Source organism: Thiobacillus denitrificans DSM 12475 (genome assembly GCF_000376425.1).
GTDB classification, from domain to species: Bacteria; Pseudomonadota; Gammaproteobacteria; order Burkholderiales; family Thiobacillaceae; genus Thiobacillus; species Thiobacillus denitrificans.
In genome coordinates this window covers 1-14,742 of sequence record NZ_AQWL01000018.1, presented here as the reverse complement: position 1 = coordinate 14,742, position 14,742 = coordinate 1, and the positions used below count along the sequence as shown (strand labels likewise).

The following is a 14,742-nucleotide window of genomic DNA, read 5'->3' as shown; positions in this document are numbered from 1 at the left end:
GACCGCCAGCCACGGCGATCCGCACTTTATTGTCGGTTTTGAATCAATAAATCAGGGGCGCTCAAGGCCGGCAGGCGGCCAGTTCTCCAGCTTCATCCCCAGCGAAAGGCTCTTGGAGGCCAGGACGTCCTTGATCTCGTTCAGCGACTTGCGGCCCAGATTCGGAGTACGCAGCAGCTCGGTTTCGGAACGCTGGATCAGGTCGCCAATGAAGTAGATGTTCTCGGCTTTCAGGCAGTTGGCCGAACGCACGGTCAGCTCCAGATCGTCGACCGGGCGCAGCAGCAGGGGGTCCACCTGCGGCGAGCGCGGCGACTCGGATTCGGCTGGCGTGCCTTCCAGGTCGGCGAACACGGACAACTGGTTCACCAGAATGCGGGCAGCGGTACGGACAGCTTCTTCCGGCTCGACCACGCCATTGGTTTCGATGTCGATCACCAGGCGGTCGAGGTCGGTACGCTGTTCCACTCGCGCGCTTTCCACGGAGTAAGCCACACGGCGAACCGGACTGAACGAGGCATCCACCAGAATGGAGCCCACCGAACGGGATTCTTCAGAAACCTTGCGCGCTGTGGCCGGCTGGTAACCGCGACCGCTCTCGATCTTGATTTCCATATCGAGTTTGCCACCCTTGGTCAGGTGAGCAATCACGTGATCCGGGTTCAGCACTTCGATGTCGTGGCCGATTTCGATATCGCCCGCGGTAACGATGCCTTCGTCCGACTTGGACACTTTCAAGATCGCCTCGGACTTGCCATGCATCTTGAAAGCAATACCCTTGAGGTTCAGGAGAATGTCGACGACATCTTCCTGAACGCCTTCGATTGTCGAATACTCGTGAACGACACCGCTGATAGTAACTTCAGTCGGCGCATAACCGACCATTGAGGACAACAGGATACGACGCAGCGCATTACCGAGCGTGTGGCCATAGCCGCGCTCGAAGGGCTCCATGATGACCTTGGCGTGCAGCGGGGAGGCGCGATCCACCTCCACAATACGCGGCTTGAGAAATTCCGTAGCGCTTTGCATAGAGTGCGATTCCTTGAGAAGCAGCCCTGAAAACCGGGTCTGTCAGGACCCGGCCAGCTTATTTGGAGTACAGTTCGACGACCAGCGACTCGTTGATGGTCGACGGCAGTTCCGAGCGCTGCGGCGCAGCCTTGTAGGTGCCCCTGAGCGCCTTGGCGTCGACTTCGACCCATTCGGGATAACCACGCGCGGCGGTCGCTTCTGCCGCCCCCTTGATACGCAGCTGGGCTTTCGCCTTTTCAGACACCTCGACCACATCGCCGGCACGCACCTGATACGACGGAATATTGACCCTGCGACCGTTAACCATGATGCCGTTATGGCGCACCACCTGACGCGCCTCGGTACGCGATGCACCAAAGCCCATGCGATAGCACACTGAATCCAAGCGCGACTCCAGCATCGACAGCAGGTTCTCACCCGTCACGCCCTTGCGGCTGTCCGCCTTTTTATAGGTCAGACGGAACTGCCCTTCGAGCACGCCGTAGATACGGCGGATTTTCTGCTTTTCACGCAGTTGCACACCATACCCGGACAGACGCGCACCGCTCTTCTGGCCATGCTGGCCAGGCGCATAAGCACGGCGCTCGATGGCGCACTTGTCGGTGAAACACTTCTCGCCTTTCAGGAACAGCTTTTCGCCTTCACGGCGGCACTGACGGCATTTGGGATCAAGATTACGAGCCATGATTTACCCTAGGATTAAATTCGACGCTTTTTGGAAGGACGGCAGCCGTTGTGCGGGATCGGGGTGACATCCGAGATCGCCACGATCTTGAAGCCCAGCGCATTCAGTGCACGCACGGTGGATTCCCGGCCCGGGCCAGGGCCCTTGATACGGACTTCCAGGTTTTTGACACCGTATTCCTGCGCCATCTTGCCGGCATTTTCGGCCGCGACCTGCGCCGCAAACGGCGTCGATTTACGCGAGCCCTTGAAGCCCGCACCGCCGGCGGTCGCCCACGACAGGGCGTTGCCCTGACGATCGGTGATCGTCACGATAGTGTTGTTGAATGAAGCATGAATGTGCGCAATACCCTCTGCGACATTCTTCTTGACCTTCTTGCGCACGCGCGTTGCAGTTTTCGTTGCCATGGTTAACCTTTATCTCTTGATGGCCTTGCGTGGGCCCTTGCGGGTACGCGCGTTGGTGCGTGTGCGCTGACCACGCACAGGCAAGCCCTTGCGATGACGGAAGCCGCGATAGCAGCCGAGATCCATCAAACGCTTGATGTTCATGGTGATTTCACGGCGCAGGTCACCCTCGACCGTGAATTGGGCCACGCCCTCGCGCAAGCGCTCCATCTCGGCCTCGGACAGATCCTTGATTTTAGAAGTCTGGGCCACGCCAGCCGCTTCGCAAATCTTGCCGGACGTAGTTCTGCCGATGCCATAAATGGCGGTCAACGCAATAATCGCGTGTTGATGATTAGGGATATTAACCCCAGCAATACGAGCCATTCGCAAAGCTCCGAACGCAAAACAAAAAATTATAACACGTCAACCCGCTCTTGGGTTGACTCGAATCCGCACTTGGCGACAGAGGGCCTGCTTAACCCTGGCGCTGCTTGTGACGCGGATCGTCACAGATTACGCGCACAACGCCTTTGCGGCGCACAACCTTGCACTTACGGCACATTTTCTTGACTGAAGCCTGTACTCTCATGGTTTTCTCCATTCACTCATCGGCAGCATGCTACCGATCAAAAATCATTTGGCCCGGAAAACGATCCGGCCTTTGGTCAGATCGTAAGGCGTAAGTTCTACCGTCACCTTGTCCCCCGGCAGGATGCGGATGTAGTGCATGCGCATCTTGCCGGAGATATGGCCCAGAAGGACATGGCCATTTTCAAGCTTGACTCTAAAGGTTGCGTTAGGCAGGTTTTCAACGACTTCACCCTGCATCTGGATGACATCTTCCTTGGACATCAACGCCCCACCAAGCCATTTTTGAAATTGGCTTTCTTGAGCAGGCCTTCATACTGGTGCGACATGACATAAGCCTGAACCTGTGCCATAAAATCCATGGTCACCACCACGATGATCAGCAGCGACGTCCCCCCGAAATAGAAAGGGACATTCCATTTCAAAATCAGAAATTCGGGCAGCAAACACACCAGGGTGATGTAGATTGCCCCCACCAGCGTCAGCCTGGTCAAAATCTTGTCGATATAGCGTGCGGTTTGATCACCCGGGCGTATACCCGGAACGAACGCACCACTCTTCTTCAGATTGTCCGCGGTTTCCTTGGGGTTGAACACCAAAGCCGTGTAGAAAAAGCAAAAGAAGATAATTGCCAGCGCATACAGCAAAACGTACACCGGCTGACCGGGCGACAGAGTCGAGCCAATATCTTTCAGCCATCCCATGTTGTCGCTGCTGCCAAACCAGCCCGCCAGGGTCGCCGGAAACAAAATGATGCTGGAGGCGAAAATCGGCGGGATCACCCCGGCCATATTCAACTTGAGCGGCAGATGCGAACTTTGGCCGCCCACCACCATTTTTCCGACCTGGCGCTTGGCATAATTGACCAGGATCTTGCGCTGGCCACGTTCAACGAACACCACCAGCGCCGTCACCAGCAACACCCCGACGAACAGCATCAGGACCAGCGGGATCGAAAACGCACCAGTGCGCGTCAACTCCAGCGTGCCGCCGATCGCATGCGGCAGGCCCGCGGCAATACCCGCGAAAATAATGATGGAAATACCATTACCTAGGCCACGCTCGGTAATCTGCTCGCCAAGCCACATCAAAAACATCGTGCCGGCAGTCAGCGTAACCACGGTGATCAAGCGAAACGCCATCCCCGGGTCGAGCACCAGACCTGCCTGTGATTCCAGGGCAATGCCAATACCCAGCGCCTGGAAAACGGCCAGAAACAAGGTCCCGTAACGGGTGTACTGGGTAATCTTGCGGCGTCCTGCCTCACCCTCTTTTTTCAACGCTTCAAGCTGCGGGGACACGGTCGTCATCAGCTGCACGATAATCGACGCCGAAATGTACGGCATGATCCCCAGCGCAAACACGCTGAAACGCGACAGCGCACCACCGGAGAACATGTTGAACATGCCCAGGATGCCGCCCTGCTGCGACTTGAAGAGCTGCTCGAGCACCAGTGGATCGATACCCGGCACCGGAATGAAGGTGCCGATACGGTACACGATCAAAGCGCCAAGCAGGAATAACAAACGGCGCTTGAGGTCGCCGAATTTATTCAAACCGGTTTTGGGCGTAGCCAAAGCGTATATCCTCTGACTCAGTCGGCGATGCTGCCGCCCGCGGCCTCGATCGCAGCACGCGCTCCCTTGGTCACGGCAATACCGCGCAACTTGACCGCCTTGCCGATTTCGCCGGCCAGATAAACCTTGGCGGTTTTAGCCGCGGCACCGATGATGCCGGCCTGCTTCAGCACCAGCAAATCGATCTCGTCCATCCCCACCGACGCCAGCTCGAATAGACGGACATGCGCCGTATCAGCCTTGGTCAGCGAAACGAAGCCACGCTTAGGCAGACGACGATGCATCGGCATCTGGCCGCCCTCAAAGCCCACTTTGTGGAAGCCTCCTGCTCGGGATTTCTGACCCTTGTGGCCACGTCCCGCAGTTTTACCCAGGCCGGAGCCAATGCCACGACCCAAACGACGCTTGTTCTTCTTGGCGCCGTCAGCCGGTTTAATATCGTTCAGTTCCATTTAAGCCTCGCACTTCACCAGATAGGCGACTCGGGAAATCATCCCGCGGTTTTCCGGTGTATCAAGCACCTCGACCGTATGATGCATTCGACGCAGGCCCAAGCCACGCACACAGGCGCGATGCGGCGCCTTGGTGCCGATCAAGCTTTTGACCAGCGTCACCCTGATTTTTTTCTGCTCGCTCATGGCTTACCCCGTGATGTCTTCGACAGACTTGCCGCGCTTGGCCGCAATCTCGGACGGCGTGGACATTTTCAGCAGGCCATCGATCGTCGCACGCACGACGTTGTAGGGATTGGTCGAGCCCAGGCACTTGGCAAGCACGTTCTGCACGCCCATCACCTCGAAAACGGCGCGCATCGCCCCGCCTGCAATAATGCCCGTACCTTCCGATGCCGGCTGGATCAACACACGCGAAGCGCCGTGCTGTCCCACCACCGTATGATGGAAGGTGCCGTTCTTCAGGCTGATCTTGACCAGCTTGCGGCGAGCCTCTTCCATTGCCTTCTGTACGGCCACCGGCACTTCGCGGGACTTGCCCTTGCCCATGCCGATGCCGCCATCGCCGTCGCCGACCACGGTCAGCGCGGCAAATCCCATGATCCGGCCGCCCTTCACCACTTTGGTGACGCGGTTGACCGAAATCATCTTCTCGCGCAAGCCGTCGCCGCGCTCTTCGTTACTAGTAGGTGCTGTACGGGCCATCTTGAGTCTGCCTCGTTAAAATACCAAACCGCCTTCGCGGGCCGCTTCAGCGAGGGCTTTCACTCGCCCATGAAACCTGAAGCCAGCACGATCGAAAGCCACTTTTTCAATGCCTAGATCCTTGGCCTTCTCGGCCAGGCGCTTGCCAACGGCAGCTGCCGCCGCCACGTTACCGCCGTTACCCAAAGCGGCACGCAGCTCCTTGTCGTTGGAGGACGCACTGGTCATGACCGTGCCGCCATCCGCCGAAATGATCTGGGCGTAAATGTGGCTGTTGGTGCGGTGAATTGCCAGGCGGGTCGCCTTGACGGCCGCGATTTTGGCGCGGGTTTTGCGCGCTCTGCGAATCCGTGATTGCTTGGTGTTCATTGTCTGTCCTTAAGCCTTACTTCTTCTTGGTCTCTTTCTTGATCACCACTTCGTCGCTATAGCGAACACCCTTGCCCTTATAAGGCTCCGGCGGACGATATGCGCGCACGTCGGCGGCCACCTGCCCAACGACCTGGCGATCGATACCCTTGATCACAATCTCGGTCTGCGTCGGGGTTTCAACCTTGATGCCGGCGGGCATCTTGTGCACAACAGGATGCGAGAAGCCCAGCGTCAGGTTGAGCGCATCGCCCTGAGCCTGGGCACGATAGCCGACCCCGACCAGCAAAAGCTTCTTTTCGAAACCCCTGGAAACACCCTGCACCATATTGTTGACCAGCGCGCGCATCGTACCTGCCATCGCATTCGCCTGGATGCTTTCGCTGGTAGGTGCAAAAGTCAGCACCCCGTCATTAAGCGCGACCGACACGTCAGTCGACATCGCCTGACTCATCGCCCCCAGAGGCCCCTTGACCGAGACCGCACCGCCCAGCGTGACTTCGACGCCTTTAGGCAACGCAATAGGATTATTGGCTACACGTGACATATCCGCTCCCTTTTACGCAACCACGCACAGGACTTCACCGCCCACACCCTTGGCGCGCGCATGGCGGTCTGCCATCACGCCACTCGAGGTGGAGACGATCGCCACGCCGAGGCCATTCATGACGCGCGGCAGCTCCTCGGCACCCTTGTAGACTCGCAAGCCAGGCTTGCTCACGCGCTCAATGCGCTCAATCACCGGGCGCCCTGCGTAATATTTCAGCTGCAGCTCAAGCTCGGGTTTTCCTGTTTCGCCACGAATGACGAAATCCTCGATATAACCCTCGTCCTTCAGCACCTTGGCTATAGCCACTTTGACTTTCGATGAAGGCATCAGGACAACCGCCTTCTCAACTGCCTGCGCATTGCGAATGCGGGTCAGCATGTCCGCGATGGGATCACTCATACTCATATCGTCTACCCCTTACCAGCTTGCCTTGGCGATGCCAGGAATTTCGCCCCGCATCGCATATTCACGCAACTTGCCGCGCGCCAGGCCAAATTTGCTGAACACACCACGCGGGCGCCCCGTCAACTGACAGCGGTTGCGCTGACGCACCGGGCTGGCATTGCGCGGCAGAGCCTGCAAAGCCTGATAGGCCGCCATGCGATCTTCATCGCTGGTCTGCGAGTTGGAGATCAGCGCTTTGATCTCGGCACGCTTGGCGGCATATTTTTTTACCATGCGCGCGCGCTTTTCTTCACGATTAATCAAGGATAACTTGGCCATGCCTACCTCAATTCTTGAACGGGAAACTGAAGGCGGCAAGCAGAGCCCGCGCTTCATCATCAGTCTTGGCTGTGGTTGTGATCGTGATATTCATCCCGCGCAACGCATCAATCTTGTCATACTCGATCTCGGGAAAAATAATCTGTTCCCTGACGCCCATGTTGTAGTTGCCACGACCGTCAAAGGATTTGCCCGAAACACCGCGAAAATCGCGGATACGCGGCATTGCCACCGTAACCAGACGATCGAGGAATTCAAACATCTGCGCACGACGCAGTGTCACCATGCAACCGACCGGATAATCCTCACGGATCTTGAAGCCCGCAATGGATTTTTTGGACTTGGTGACAACCGGCTTCTGGCCCGCGATCTTCTGCATGTCAGACACCGCATGGTCCATCACCTTCTTGTCAGCCACCGCTTCGCCGACCCCCATGTTCAGGGTGACCTTCTGGATACGCGGCACTTCCATGACGGACTTATAACCAAACTGTTCAATCAGCTTGGGCACCACCGTCTCACGATAAAATTCTTGAAAACGCGCCATGATCACCCCTGAGCGTCAACCATTTCGCCATTGGACTTGTACACGCGCACCTTGCGGCCGTCCTCCAGCACCTTGTAACCCACGCGATCAGCCTTCTGCGTACCCACGTTGAACAACGCGACGTTGGAAGCCTGGATCGGCATTTCTTTTTCGACGATCCCGCCCTGGATATTGCGCATGGGATTGGGCTTCTGGTGTTTCTTGACGCGATTCACGCCCTCGACCAGCACATGACCATCATCAAGCACCCTGAGCACAACACCGCGCTTACCCTTGTCTTTCCCGGCCAGAACGATCACTTGATCACTTTTACGAATACGTGCCATGATTCCCTCTCACAGAACCTCGGGCGCCAGCGAGACGATCTTCATGAACTTCTCGGTACGCAGCTCACGGGTGACCGGCCCGAAAATACGGGTGCCGATCGGCTCTAATTTATTATTCAGCAGCACCGCCGCATTGCCGTCGAAGCGCACCAGCGAACCATCGGGCCGACGCACGCCCTTGGCAGTACGAACCACCACAGCGTTGTAAATGTCGCCTTTTTTCACACGGCCGCGCGGCGCAGCATCCTTGATGGTGACCTTGATGACATCACCCACGCCCGCATAGCGGCGATGACTGCCGCCCAATACCTTGATGCACATAACCGAGCGCGCACCGGTATTGTCTGCCACGTCCAATACGGACTGCATCTGAATCATTTAAATTGCCTCCAACTTAATCCACCACACTGGCGGCCAGTCTTGGAACCCGTTCGGGAGAAAATCCCGCTATACGCGGAACTGCTTGAGTCAGCGAACCGGACAAAACCAACCGGCCACCAACCGGAAAACCCGGCATTATACCGGGCAACTGCATTTTACGCAAGCGTTATACGCGCGCCCGATCAATCAGCTTGCTTACCGTCCACGCCTTAGTGCGTGACAGCTTGCGTGACTCCTCGATCTGCACCGTATCACCCTCGTGAAACTCGTTGTTTTCATCGTGAGCGTGATACTTCTTGGACAGCCGGATAATCTTGCCGATAACCGGATGCTTGACGCGACGCTCGACCAGCACCGTCACCGTCTTGTTCATCTTGTCGCTCACCACACGCCCTGTCAGGGTGCGAACCATTTTCTTGACTTCAGTCATGCTTGACCCGCCTTCTCGCGCATAATGGTCTTGACCCGGGCAATATCACGGCGCAACTTGCCCAAGTCGGCAGTTTTGTTCGATTGCTGGGTGGCCACCTGCATACGCAGCGCAAAGTGGGCACGCAGCAGGGATTCGAGTTCCTGCTTCAGTTCTACGGCATCCTTGCCGCGCATTTCTTGTGTATTCATCACTCAGCTCCCGATCATGCGAGTAACGAAGGTGGTTGCGATCGGCAGCTTGGCAGCTGCCAGGCGGAACGCCTCGCGTGCCAGCTCCTCGTTCACACCATCCATCTCGTACAAAACCTTGCCCGGTTGGATTTCAGCGACGTAGTACTCCGGCGCGCCTTTGCCGTTACCCATACGCACTTCTGCGGGCTTACGTGAAATCGGCTTGTCCGGAAAAATACGAATCCAGATGCGGCCACCGCGCTTGATGTGGCGCGTCATTGCACGACGTGCCGCCTCAATCTGGCGCGCAGTCAGGCGGCCACGGCCGACCGCTTTCAGGCCGAAGTCGCCAAAACTCACGTTGGCGCCACGGGTCGCCAGTCCGGTATTACGGCCTTTCTGTTCCTTGCGGAATTTCCTTCTAGCTGGCTGCAGCATGTTTCACTCCTGATTTCTTGCCGCGCTTTTCCTGATCGGCTGCCACAGGCTGCTCGCCACGGTTGAGCGCATCGCCTTTGTATACCCAAACCTTGATGCCGATGATGCCATAGGTGGTCTTGGCTTCTGCAAAGCCATAATCGATTTCTGCGCGCAGGGTGTGCAGCGGCACACGACCTTCACGGTACCACTCTGTACGGGCGATCTCCGCTCCGTTCAGACGACCCGAACTCATGATCTTGATGCCTTGCGCCCCCAGACGCATGGCATTCTGCATGGCACGCTTCATGGCACGGCGGAACATCACGCGTTTTTCAAGCTGCTGAGCGATGCCGTCGGCTACGATCTGCGCATCGGTTTCCGGCTTGCGCACTTCTTCGATATTGACATGTACAGGTACCGACATCAGACGCGAAAGCTCGCCGCGCAGGACTTCGATGTCCTCACCTTTCTTGCCGATCACCACACCGGGGCGGCCACTGAAAATCGTGATGCGTGCATTCTTCGCAGGACGCTCGATCAGCACTTTGGAGACCGAAGCGTGGGCCAGTTTTTTCTTCAGGTAGTCGCGAACCTTGATGTCCTCCAGCAGTGTGCTGGAAAAATTACGGTTCGAGCCGTACCACTTGGCCGTCCAGATGCGCTGAACACCAAGACGGAACCCGATCGGATGTATTTTTTGTCCCATGGCGCTTCCTCAATCCCCGACCGTCACGGTAATGTGACAAGTCGGCTTGCTAATACGGTTGCCACGGCCTTTGGCACGGGCGGTAAAACGCTTCAGCACGGCCCCCTGGTCAACACAGATCGTTTTGACTGTCAGGGCATCAATGTCGGCACCTTCGTTGTGCTCGGCATTGGCAATCGCCGACTCAAGCACTTTCTTGATGATTCCGGCGCCTTTTTTCGGGCTGAAGGCCAGGATGTTCAATGCCTTCTCCACGCGCAGGCCGCGGATCTGGTCAGCAACCAGACGGCCTTTCTGGGCGGACAGGCGGGTACCACGCAAAATCGCAGAAACTTCCATCATGCGCTCCTTATTTCTTCGCCTTCTTGTCCGCAACGTGTCCCTTGAAGGTACGCGTCAGGGAAAACTCACCCAGCTTATGGCCGACCATGTTCTCAGTCACGAACACCGGAACATGCTGGCGACCGTTATGCACCGCGATCGTCAAGCCGATGAAATCGGGCAGCACGGTGGAGCGGCGCGACCAGGTCTTGATCGGACGCTTGTCATTGGAACCGCGAACGGCCTCAATCTTTTTCAGCAAATGCCCATCGACGAAAGGGCCTTTTTTAATTGAACGTGCCATATCTTTCTACCTCAATCAGCGCGCTTGACGGCGGCGGACGATCATGTTGGAGGTGCGCTTGTTGCTGCGGGTGCGATAACCCTTGGTCGGGGTACCCCACGGGCTGACCGGATGACGACCCGCCGCAGTCCGGCCCTCACCGCCGCCATGCGGGTGGTCCACCGGGTTCATCACCACGCCGCGCACTGTCGGGCGAATGCCGCGCCAGCGATTGGCGCCCGCCTTGCCGATCGAGCGCAGGCTGTGCTCTTCGTTGCCCACTTCGCCCAGGGTGGCACGGCAATCAACGTGCACCTTGCGGATTTCACCGGAACGCAGCCGCAACTGGGCATAACTGCCCTCGCGCGCCTGCAGCTGGACCGACGTACCCGCAGAGCGGGCAATCTGCGCGCCCTTGCCGGGCATCATCTCGACACAGTGCACCGTGCTGCCGACCGGAATGCTGCGTAGCGGCATGCAGTTGCCCACCTTGATCGGCGCCTCGGCACCACTCACCAACTGTGCGCCGACCTGAACGCCGCGCGGAGCAATGATGTAGCGGCGTTCGCCATCGGCGTAACACAGCAAAGCCAGATGCGCGGAGCGGTTGGGGTCATACTCCAGCCGTTCAACCTTGGCCACGACCCCATCCTTGTTGCGGCGGAAATCAACCACACGATAATGCTGCTTATGGCCGCCGCCTTTGTGGCGCACCGTGATATGACCATGGTGGTTGCGGCCGGAGCCACGTTTCTTCGGTTCGAGCAGCGCTGCGACCGGCTTGCCTTTATGCAGCCCCGGGGTGACGACCTTGACGACTGCGCGACGGCCGGCAGAGGTGGGTTTGACTTTAATCAATGCCATGATTTTCTTCCTTACTGACCGGACGCGAAGTCGATGTCCTGACCCGGCTTCAGGGTGACATACGCTTTCTTCCAGTTGTCGCGGCGGCCCGTGACACGACCGGTGCGCTTGATTTTGCCCTTGACGTTCAGCACCTGCACACCCGCAACCTCAACCTTGAACAGACTTGCAACCGCCGCTCCGATTTCCTGCTTGGTCGCGTCGGGCAGCACGCGAAACACCACCTGATTCTGCTTGTCCGCAACACGCGTGCTCTTTTCGGAGATCACCGGCGCGAGAATGACTTTGAGCAGACGCTCCTGACTGATCGCACCCATCACACCATCTCCTCAAACTGCTTGACCGCCGCCTTGGTGATCAGCACGTTGCCAAATTTGACCAGGCTCCACGGGTCAGCCTGATGCGGCTCGACCACGTAGACGTTCGGCAGGTTGCGCGACGACAGCCACAGGTTGTCGTCCACGCTGTCCGCAATGATCATGACCTTGTTGCCATAGCCCATCGACTTGAGCTTGCCGGCCAGCAGCTTGGTTTTGGGCGAATCGATGCCCAGGCTCTCTACCACCTTGAGCTTGCCCTCACGCGCCAGTTGCGACAGGATGGTTGCGAGGCCCGCGCGATACATCTTGCGGTTCACCTTGTGGGCGAAGTTCTCGTTCGGCTTGTTCGGGAACGTGACGCCGCCTCCGCGCCAGATCGGGCTCGATGTACGGCCGGAACGCGCACGGCCGGTGCCCTTTTGACGCCACGGCTTATGCGTGGAGGCACTCACCTCGGCACGCGTCAGTTGCGCGCGGTTACCGCTGCGCGCGTTCGCCTGGAACGCCGTCACCACCTGATGTACCAGCGCCTCGTTATAATCGCGACCGAAGGTTTCATCGGAAGCCGCAACGCTGGTCACCTGCTGACCCTGCTCGTTAATGACAGCCAAATCCATTAGGCACCCCCTTTCACTGCCGGGCGCACCACCACGTGGCCACCCTTGGCACCCGGAACAGCGCCTTTCAACAACACCAGGCCGCGCTCAGCATCGACACGCACGACCTCCAGATTCTGCTTGGTGCACGTCACCGCGCCCATATGGCCCGACATGCGCTTGCCCGGAAACACGCGACCCGGGTCCTGCGCCATGCCGATGGAACCCGGCACATTGTGCGAACGCGAGTTGCCGTGGGTGGCGCGCTGGGATTTGAAGTTGTGACGCTTGATGGTGCCCGCAAAGCCCTTGCCCTGCGTCACACCGGTAACGTCCACCTTCTGCCCGGCCTGAAACAATTCGACCGATACCGCGGCGCCCGGCTGATACTGCGAAGCGACATCCGCCGATACCCGGAACTCGCGCAGCAGTTCACCCGCGTCGACGCCGGCCTTGGCGTAATGACCCGCTTCCGACTTATTGACACGACTATTGCGGCGGGACCCAAAGGCCACCTGCACAGCGGAATAACCGTCATTTTCTGGCGTGCGCACCTGCGTCACACGATTGTTGGACATTTCCAGCACAGTCACAGGAACGGACGCACCGTTCTCCGTGAAAATGCGGGTCATGCCGACCTTGCGGCCAACGAGCCCGATACTCATCTTTGTATTTCCTATCTCAAGCCAGCGACAGAGAGCCGCGAGCGAGGGTTGTAGGTGCCGATTACAATTGACCGGCGACTTGGTACAGCTGAAGGGGCGGCATTATATCCATGGCGCCCGCTTTTTACAACTTGATTTCGACGTCGACGCCGGCGGGCAGATCCAGCTTCATTAGTGCATCCACTGTTTTATCCGTGGGATCCATGATGTCCATCAAACGACGATGGGTACGGATCTCGAACTGGTCGCGCGATGTCTTGTTGACGTGCGGTGAACGCAACACATCAAAACGCTCGATCGATGTCGGCAGCGGGACCGGCCCCTTGACCACGGCACCGGTGCGTTTGGCCGTCTCGACGATTTCAAGCGCCGACTGGTCGATCAGTTTGTAGTCGAACGCCTTCAGGCGGATGCGGATTTTCTGGTTTTGCATTGTTGAGCCTTACTCTTCGATCTTGGCCACGACGCCTGCACCGACGGTGCGGCCGCCTTCGCGGATGGCGAAGCGCAAGCCTTCGTCCATGGCGATCGGCTGGATCAGCGAAACCTTGATGCTGACGTTGTCACCAGGCATCACCATCTCGGTGCCGGCCGGCAGCTCAATGCTGCCAGTGACGTCGGTGGTGCGGAAATAGAACTGCGGACGGTAGCCGTTGAAGAACGGCGTATGACGGCCGCCTTCGTCTTTCGACAGGACGTAAATCTCGGCGCTGAACTTGGTGTGCGGCTTGATGGAGCCGGGCTTGGCCAGAACCTGGCCGCGCTGGACTTCTTCACGCTTGGTGCCGCGCAGCAACACGCCAACGTTGTCGCCAGCCTGGCCCTGGTCGAGCAGCTTCCTGAACATCTCGACGCCGGTGCAGGTGGTCTTGACGGTCGGAACGATGCCGACAATCTCGATCTCTTCACCAACCTTGATGACACCGCGTTCGACACGGCCGGTGACGACGGTGCCGCGACCGGAGATGGAGAAGACGTCTTCAACAGGCATCAGGAAGGGACGGTCGATGGCGCGCTCGGGCTCGGGAATGTAGCTGTCAAGCGCTTCGGCCAGCTTGATGATGCTGGGCTCGCCGATGTCGCTCTGGTCGCCTTCAAGGGCCTTCAGCGCGCTACCAACGATGATGGGGGTGTCGTCGCCCGGAAAGTCGTACTTGGACAGCAGTTCGCGGACTTCCATTTCGACGAGCTCGAGCAGCTCGGCGTCGTCGACCATGTCGGCCTTGTTCATGTAGACGATGATGTAGGGCACGCCGACCTGACGGGCAAGCAGGATGTGCTCGCGGGTCTGCGGCATGGGGCCATCAGCAGAGGAAACGACAAGGATGGCACCGTCCATCTGCGCGGCACCGGTGATCATGTTCTTGACGTAGTCGGCGTGGCCCGGGCAGTCGACGTGGGCGTAGTGACGCTTCGCGGTCTCGTACTCGACGTGGGAGGTGTTGATGGTGATGCCGCGCGCCTTCTCTTCCGGCGAGTTGTCAATCTCGTCGTACTTCTTGGCAGCACCGCCAAATTTCTTCGACAGAATGGTGGTGATCGCCGCGGTCAAGGTGGTCTTGCCGTGGTCAACGTGTCCAATCGTGCCTACGTTTACGTGCGGCTTGGTCCGCTCGAATTTTTCCTTAGCCATTTCA

General features: G+C 58.2%; 29 protein-coding genes. All 29 read right to left on the bottom strand.

Translation table 11 applies throughout. From position 1 onward, the window contains the following. Positions 1 to 51 precede the first annotated feature (51 nt). Entirely contained in the window at positions 52 to 1,032 is a 981-nt protein-coding gene (locus B059_RS0117500) for a DNA-directed RNA polymerase subunit alpha (protein WP_018079526.1), read from the bottom strand. Positions 1,033 to 1,090: 58 nt separating this feature from the next. Next, positions 1,091 to 1,720, bottom strand: coding sequence for a 30S ribosomal protein S4 (gene rpsD, locus B059_RS0117495; RefSeq protein ID WP_018079525.1), 630 nt, complete (start codon positions 1,718 to 1,720; stop codon positions 1,091 to 1,093). A 14-nt stretch (positions 1,721 to 1,734) separates the two neighbouring features. Further along, positions 1,735 to 2,127 carry a 30S ribosomal protein S11 gene (gene rpsK / locus B059_RS0117490; protein WP_018079524.1) on the bottom strand — a complete coding sequence of 131 codons (393 nt, stop codon included), beginning with the start codon at positions 2,125 to 2,127 and terminating at the stop codon, positions 1,735 to 1,737. A 9-nt stretch (positions 2,128 to 2,136) separates the two neighbouring features. After that, the gene (rpsM, locus tag B059_RS0117485; protein WP_018079523.1) at positions 2,137 to 2,493 is read right to left on the bottom strand and encodes a 30S ribosomal protein S13; all 357 of its coding nucleotides are present in this window, start codon (positions 2,491 to 2,493) and stop codon (positions 2,137 to 2,139) included. Between the two features lie 91 nt (positions 2,494 to 2,584). Further along, positions 2,585 to 2,698: a 50S ribosomal protein L36 gene (gene rpmJ / locus B059_RS20550; RefSeq protein ID WP_026240735.1), complete on the bottom strand. Its 114-nt coding sequence runs from the start codon at positions 2,696 to 2,698 to the stop codon at positions 2,585 to 2,587. Positions 2,699 to 2,742: 44 nt separating this feature from the next. Continuing rightward, complete coding sequence (gene infA / locus B059_RS0117480) at positions 2,743 to 2,961, bottom strand: translation initiation factor IF-1 (protein ID WP_018079522.1); 219 nt, start codon at positions 2,959 to 2,961, stop codon at positions 2,743 to 2,745. Then, a complete protein-coding gene (gene secY / locus B059_RS0117475; RefSeq protein WP_018079521.1) occupies positions 2,961 to 4,274 on the bottom strand; it encodes a preprotein translocase subunit SecY in 1,314 nt (437 codons plus the stop codon). The genes infA and secY overlap by 1 nt, the downstream gene beginning before the upstream one ends. Before the next feature lie 17 nt (positions 4,275 to 4,291). Beyond that, a complete protein-coding gene (gene rplO / locus B059_RS0117470; RefSeq protein ID WP_018079520.1) occupies positions 4,292 to 4,726 on the bottom strand; it encodes a 50S ribosomal protein L15 in 435 nt (144 codons plus the stop codon). Beyond that, the gene (rpmD, locus tag B059_RS0117465; protein WP_018079519.1) at positions 4,727 to 4,912 is read right to left on the bottom strand and encodes a 50S ribosomal protein L30; all 186 of its coding nucleotides are present in this window, start codon (positions 4,910 to 4,912) and stop codon (positions 4,727 to 4,729) included. It lies immediately after the preceding gene. 3 nt (positions 4,913 to 4,915) lie between these two features. Then, positions 4,916 to 5,431, bottom strand: coding sequence for a 30S ribosomal protein S5 (gene rpsE, locus B059_RS0117460; RefSeq protein ID WP_018079518.1), 516 nt, complete (start codon positions 5,429 to 5,431; stop codon positions 4,916 to 4,918). 15 nt (positions 5,432 to 5,446) lie between these two features. Continuing rightward, a complete protein-coding gene (rplR, locus tag B059_RS0117455; protein WP_018079517.1) occupies positions 5,447 to 5,800 on the bottom strand; it encodes a 50S ribosomal protein L18 in 354 nt (117 codons plus the stop codon). Between the two features lie 16 nt (positions 5,801 to 5,816). Next, positions 5,817 to 6,347, bottom strand: a complete 531-nt coding sequence (gene rplF / locus B059_RS0117450; protein WP_018079516.1) for a 50S ribosomal protein L6 — start codon at positions 6,345 to 6,347, stop codon at positions 5,817 to 5,819. Positions 6,348 to 6,359: 12 nt separating this feature from the next. Beyond that, a complete protein-coding gene (rpsH, locus tag B059_RS0117445; RefSeq protein ID WP_018079515.1) occupies positions 6,360 to 6,755 on the bottom strand; it encodes a 30S ribosomal protein S8 in 396 nt (131 codons plus the stop codon). Between the two features lie 12 nt (positions 6,756 to 6,767). Then, complete coding sequence (gene rpsN / locus B059_RS0117440; RefSeq protein ID WP_018079514.1) at positions 6,768 to 7,073, bottom strand: 30S ribosomal protein S14; 306 nt, start codon at positions 7,071 to 7,073, stop codon at positions 6,768 to 6,770. 7 nt (positions 7,074 to 7,080) lie between these two features. Continuing rightward, entirely contained in the window at positions 7,081 to 7,620 is a 540-nt protein-coding gene (gene rplE / locus B059_RS0117435) for a 50S ribosomal protein L5 (protein ID WP_026177618.1), read from the bottom strand. 2 nt (positions 7,621 to 7,622) lie between these two features. Then, positions 7,623 to 7,946, bottom strand: a complete 324-nt coding sequence (gene rplX, locus B059_RS0117430) for a 50S ribosomal protein L24 (protein ID WP_018079512.1) — start codon at positions 7,944 to 7,946, stop codon at positions 7,623 to 7,625. A gap of 9 nt (positions 7,947 to 7,955) precedes the next feature. Further along, complete coding sequence (gene rplN, locus B059_RS0117425) at positions 7,956 to 8,324, bottom strand: 50S ribosomal protein L14 (protein ID WP_018079511.1); 369 nt, start codon at positions 8,322 to 8,324, stop codon at positions 7,956 to 7,958. A 169-nt stretch (positions 8,325 to 8,493) separates the two neighbouring features. Beyond that, positions 8,494 to 8,757 carry a 30S ribosomal protein S17 gene (gene rpsQ, locus B059_RS0117420; protein ID WP_018079510.1) on the bottom strand — a complete coding sequence of 88 codons (264 nt, stop codon included), beginning with the start codon at positions 8,755 to 8,757 and terminating at the stop codon, positions 8,494 to 8,496. Next, complete coding sequence (gene rpmC, locus B059_RS0117415; protein ID WP_018079509.1) at positions 8,754 to 8,948, bottom strand: 50S ribosomal protein L29; 195 nt, start codon at positions 8,946 to 8,948, stop codon at positions 8,754 to 8,756. Before rpmC ends, rpsQ begins: the two co-directional genes overlap by 4 nt. 3 nt (positions 8,949 to 8,951) lie before the next feature. After that, entirely contained in the window at positions 8,952 to 9,368 is a 417-nt protein-coding gene (rplP, locus tag B059_RS0117410) for a 50S ribosomal protein L16 (RefSeq protein ID WP_018079508.1), read from the bottom strand. Continuing rightward, positions 9,352 to 10,056 (bottom strand): 30S ribosomal protein S3, encoded by a 705-nt coding sequence (rpsC, locus tag B059_RS0117405; protein WP_018079507.1) that lies wholly within the window; start codon positions 10,054 to 10,056, stop codon positions 9,352 to 9,354. The genes rplP and rpsC overlap by 17 nt, the downstream gene beginning before the upstream one ends. 9 nt (positions 10,057 to 10,065) lie before the next feature. Continuing rightward, positions 10,066 to 10,395, bottom strand: coding sequence for a 50S ribosomal protein L22 (rplV, locus tag B059_RS0117400; protein WP_018079506.1), 330 nt, complete (start codon positions 10,393 to 10,395; stop codon positions 10,066 to 10,068). Between the two features lie 10 nt (positions 10,396 to 10,405). Beyond that, positions 10,406 to 10,681, bottom strand: a complete 276-nt coding sequence (rpsS, locus tag B059_RS0117395; protein ID WP_018079505.1) for a 30S ribosomal protein S19 — start codon at positions 10,679 to 10,681, stop codon at positions 10,406 to 10,408. Between the two features lie 15 nt (positions 10,682 to 10,696). Then, positions 10,697 to 11,524: a 50S ribosomal protein L2 gene (gene rplB / locus B059_RS0117390; protein ID WP_018079504.1), complete on the bottom strand. Its 828-nt coding sequence runs from the start codon at positions 11,522 to 11,524 to the stop codon at positions 10,697 to 10,699. An 11-nt stretch (positions 11,525 to 11,535) separates the two neighbouring features. After that, positions 11,536 to 11,841 carry a 50S ribosomal protein L23 gene (rplW, locus tag B059_RS0117385; RefSeq protein WP_018079503.1) on the bottom strand — a complete coding sequence of 102 codons (306 nt, stop codon included), beginning with the start codon at positions 11,839 to 11,841 and terminating at the stop codon, positions 11,536 to 11,538. Then, entirely contained in the window at positions 11,841 to 12,461 is a 621-nt protein-coding gene (gene rplD, locus B059_RS0117380) for a 50S ribosomal protein L4 (RefSeq protein ID WP_018079502.1), read from the bottom strand. Before rplD ends, rplW begins: the two co-directional genes overlap by 1 nt. Further along, on the bottom strand, positions 12,461 to 13,105 hold the full coding sequence (rplC, locus tag B059_RS0117375) for a 50S ribosomal protein L3 (protein ID WP_018079501.1): 645 nt from the start codon (positions 13,103 to 13,105) through the stop codon (positions 12,461 to 12,463). Before rplC ends, rplD begins: the two co-directional genes overlap by 1 nt. Positions 13,106 to 13,229: 124 nt before the next feature. Next, positions 13,230 to 13,538, bottom strand: coding sequence for a 30S ribosomal protein S10 (gene rpsJ / locus B059_RS0117370; protein ID WP_018079500.1), 309 nt, complete (start codon positions 13,536 to 13,538; stop codon positions 13,230 to 13,232). 9 nt (positions 13,539 to 13,547) lie between these two features. Continuing rightward, positions 13,548 to 14,738 carry an elongation factor Tu gene (gene tuf / locus B059_RS0117365; protein ID WP_018077065.1) on the bottom strand — a complete coding sequence of 397 codons (1,191 nt, stop codon included), beginning with the start codon at positions 14,736 to 14,738 and terminating at the stop codon, positions 13,548 to 13,550. Positions 14,739 to 14,742 lie beyond the last annotated feature (4 nt).

Coding starts and splice junctions, on each gene's coding strand:
- rpsM (WP_018079523.1), bottom strand. CDS start 2,493: ATGGCTCGTATTGCTGGGGTTAATATCCCTAATCATCAACACGCGATT.
- rplW (WP_018079503.1), bottom strand. CDS start 11,841: ATGGGTGCGATCAGTCAGGAGCGTCTGCTCAAAGTCATTCTCGCGCCG.
- rplD (WP_018079502.1), bottom strand. CDS start 12,461: ATGGATTTGGCTGTCATTAACGAGCAGGGTCAGCAGGTGACCAGCGTT.
- rpsH (WP_018079515.1), bottom strand. CDS start 6,755: ATGAGTATGAGTGATCCCATCGCGGACATGCTGACCCGCATTCGCAAT.
- rpsS (WP_018079505.1), bottom strand. CDS start 10,681: ATGGCACGTTCAATTAAAAAAGGCCCTTTCGTCGATGGGCATTTGCTG.
- rplV (WP_018079506.1), bottom strand. CDS start 10,395: ATGGAAGTTTCTGCGATTTTGCGTGGTACCCGCCTGTCCGCCCAGAAA.
- infA (WP_018079522.1), bottom strand. CDS start 2,961: ATGTCCAAGGAAGATGTCATCCAGATGCAGGGTGAAGTCGTTGAAAAC.
- rplC (WP_018079501.1), bottom strand. CDS start 13,105: ATGAGTATCGGGCTCGTTGGCCGCAAGGTCGGCATGACCCGCATTTTC.
- rpsD (WP_018079525.1), bottom strand. CDS start 1,720: ATGGCTCGTAATCTTGATCCCAAATGCCGTCAGTGCCGCCGTGAAGGC.
- rplB (WP_018079504.1), bottom strand. CDS start 11,524: ATGGCATTGATTAAAGTCAAACCCACCTCTGCCGGCCGTCGCGCAGTC.
- rpsN (WP_018079514.1), bottom strand. CDS start 7,073: ATGGCCAAGTTATCCTTGATTAATCGTGAAGAAAAGCGCGCGCGCATG.
- rpmC (WP_018079509.1), bottom strand. CDS start 8,948: ATGAATACACAAGAAATGCGCGGCAAGGATGCCGTAGAACTGAAGCAG.
- rpsE (WP_018079518.1), bottom strand. CDS start 5,431: ATGGCCCGTACAGCACCTACTAGTAACGAAGAGCGCGGCGACGGCTTG.
- rplR (WP_018079517.1), bottom strand. CDS start 5,800: ATGAACACCAAGCAATCACGGATTCGCAGAGCGCGCAAAACCCGCGCC.
- rplO (WP_018079520.1), bottom strand. CDS start 4,726: ATGGAACTGAACGATATTAAACCGGCTGACGGCGCCAAGAAGAACAAG.
- rpsK (WP_018079524.1), bottom strand. CDS start 2,127: ATGGCAACGAAAACTGCAACGCGCGTGCGCAAGAAGGTCAAGAAGAAT.
- rplN (WP_018079511.1), bottom strand. CDS start 8,324: ATGATTCAGATGCAGTCCGTATTGGACGTGGCAGACAATACCGGTGCG.
- rpmJ (WP_026240735.1), bottom strand. CDS start 2,698: ATGAGAGTACAGGCTTCAGTCAAGAAAATGTGCCGTAAGTGCAAGGTT.
- rpmD (WP_018079519.1), bottom strand. CDS start 4,912: ATGAGCGAGCAGAAAAAAATCAGGGTGACGCTGGTCAAAAGCTTGATC.
- rplP (WP_018079508.1), bottom strand. CDS start 9,368: ATGCTGCAGCCAGCTAGAAGGAAATTCCGCAAGGAACAGAAAGGCCGT.
- rpsC (WP_018079507.1), bottom strand. CDS start 10,056: ATGGGACAAAAAATACATCCGATCGGGTTCCGTCTTGGTGTTCAGCGC.
- rplF (WP_018079516.1), bottom strand. CDS start 6,347: ATGTCACGTGTAGCCAATAATCCTATTGCGTTGCCTAAAGGCGTCGAA.
- B059_RS0117500 (WP_018079526.1), bottom strand. CDS start 1,032: ATGCAAAGCGCTACGGAATTTCTCAAGCCGCGTATTGTGGAGGTGGAT.
- rpsJ (WP_018079500.1), bottom strand. CDS start 13,538: ATGCAAAACCAGAAAATCCGCATCCGCCTGAAGGCGTTCGACTACAAA.
- tuf (WP_018077065.1), bottom strand. CDS start 14,738: ATGGCTAAGGAAAAATTCGAGCGGACCAAGCCGCACGTAAACGTAGGC.
- rplX (WP_018079512.1), bottom strand. CDS start 7,946: ATGGCACGTATTCGTAAAAGTGATCAAGTGATCGTTCTGGCCGGGAAA.
- rpsQ (WP_018079510.1), bottom strand. CDS start 8,757: ATGACTGAAGTCAAGAAAATGGTTCGCACCCTGACAGGGCGTGTGGTG.
- rplE (WP_026177618.1), bottom strand. CDS start 7,620: ATGGCGCGTTTTCAAGAATTTTATCGTGAGACGGTGGTGCCCAAGCTG.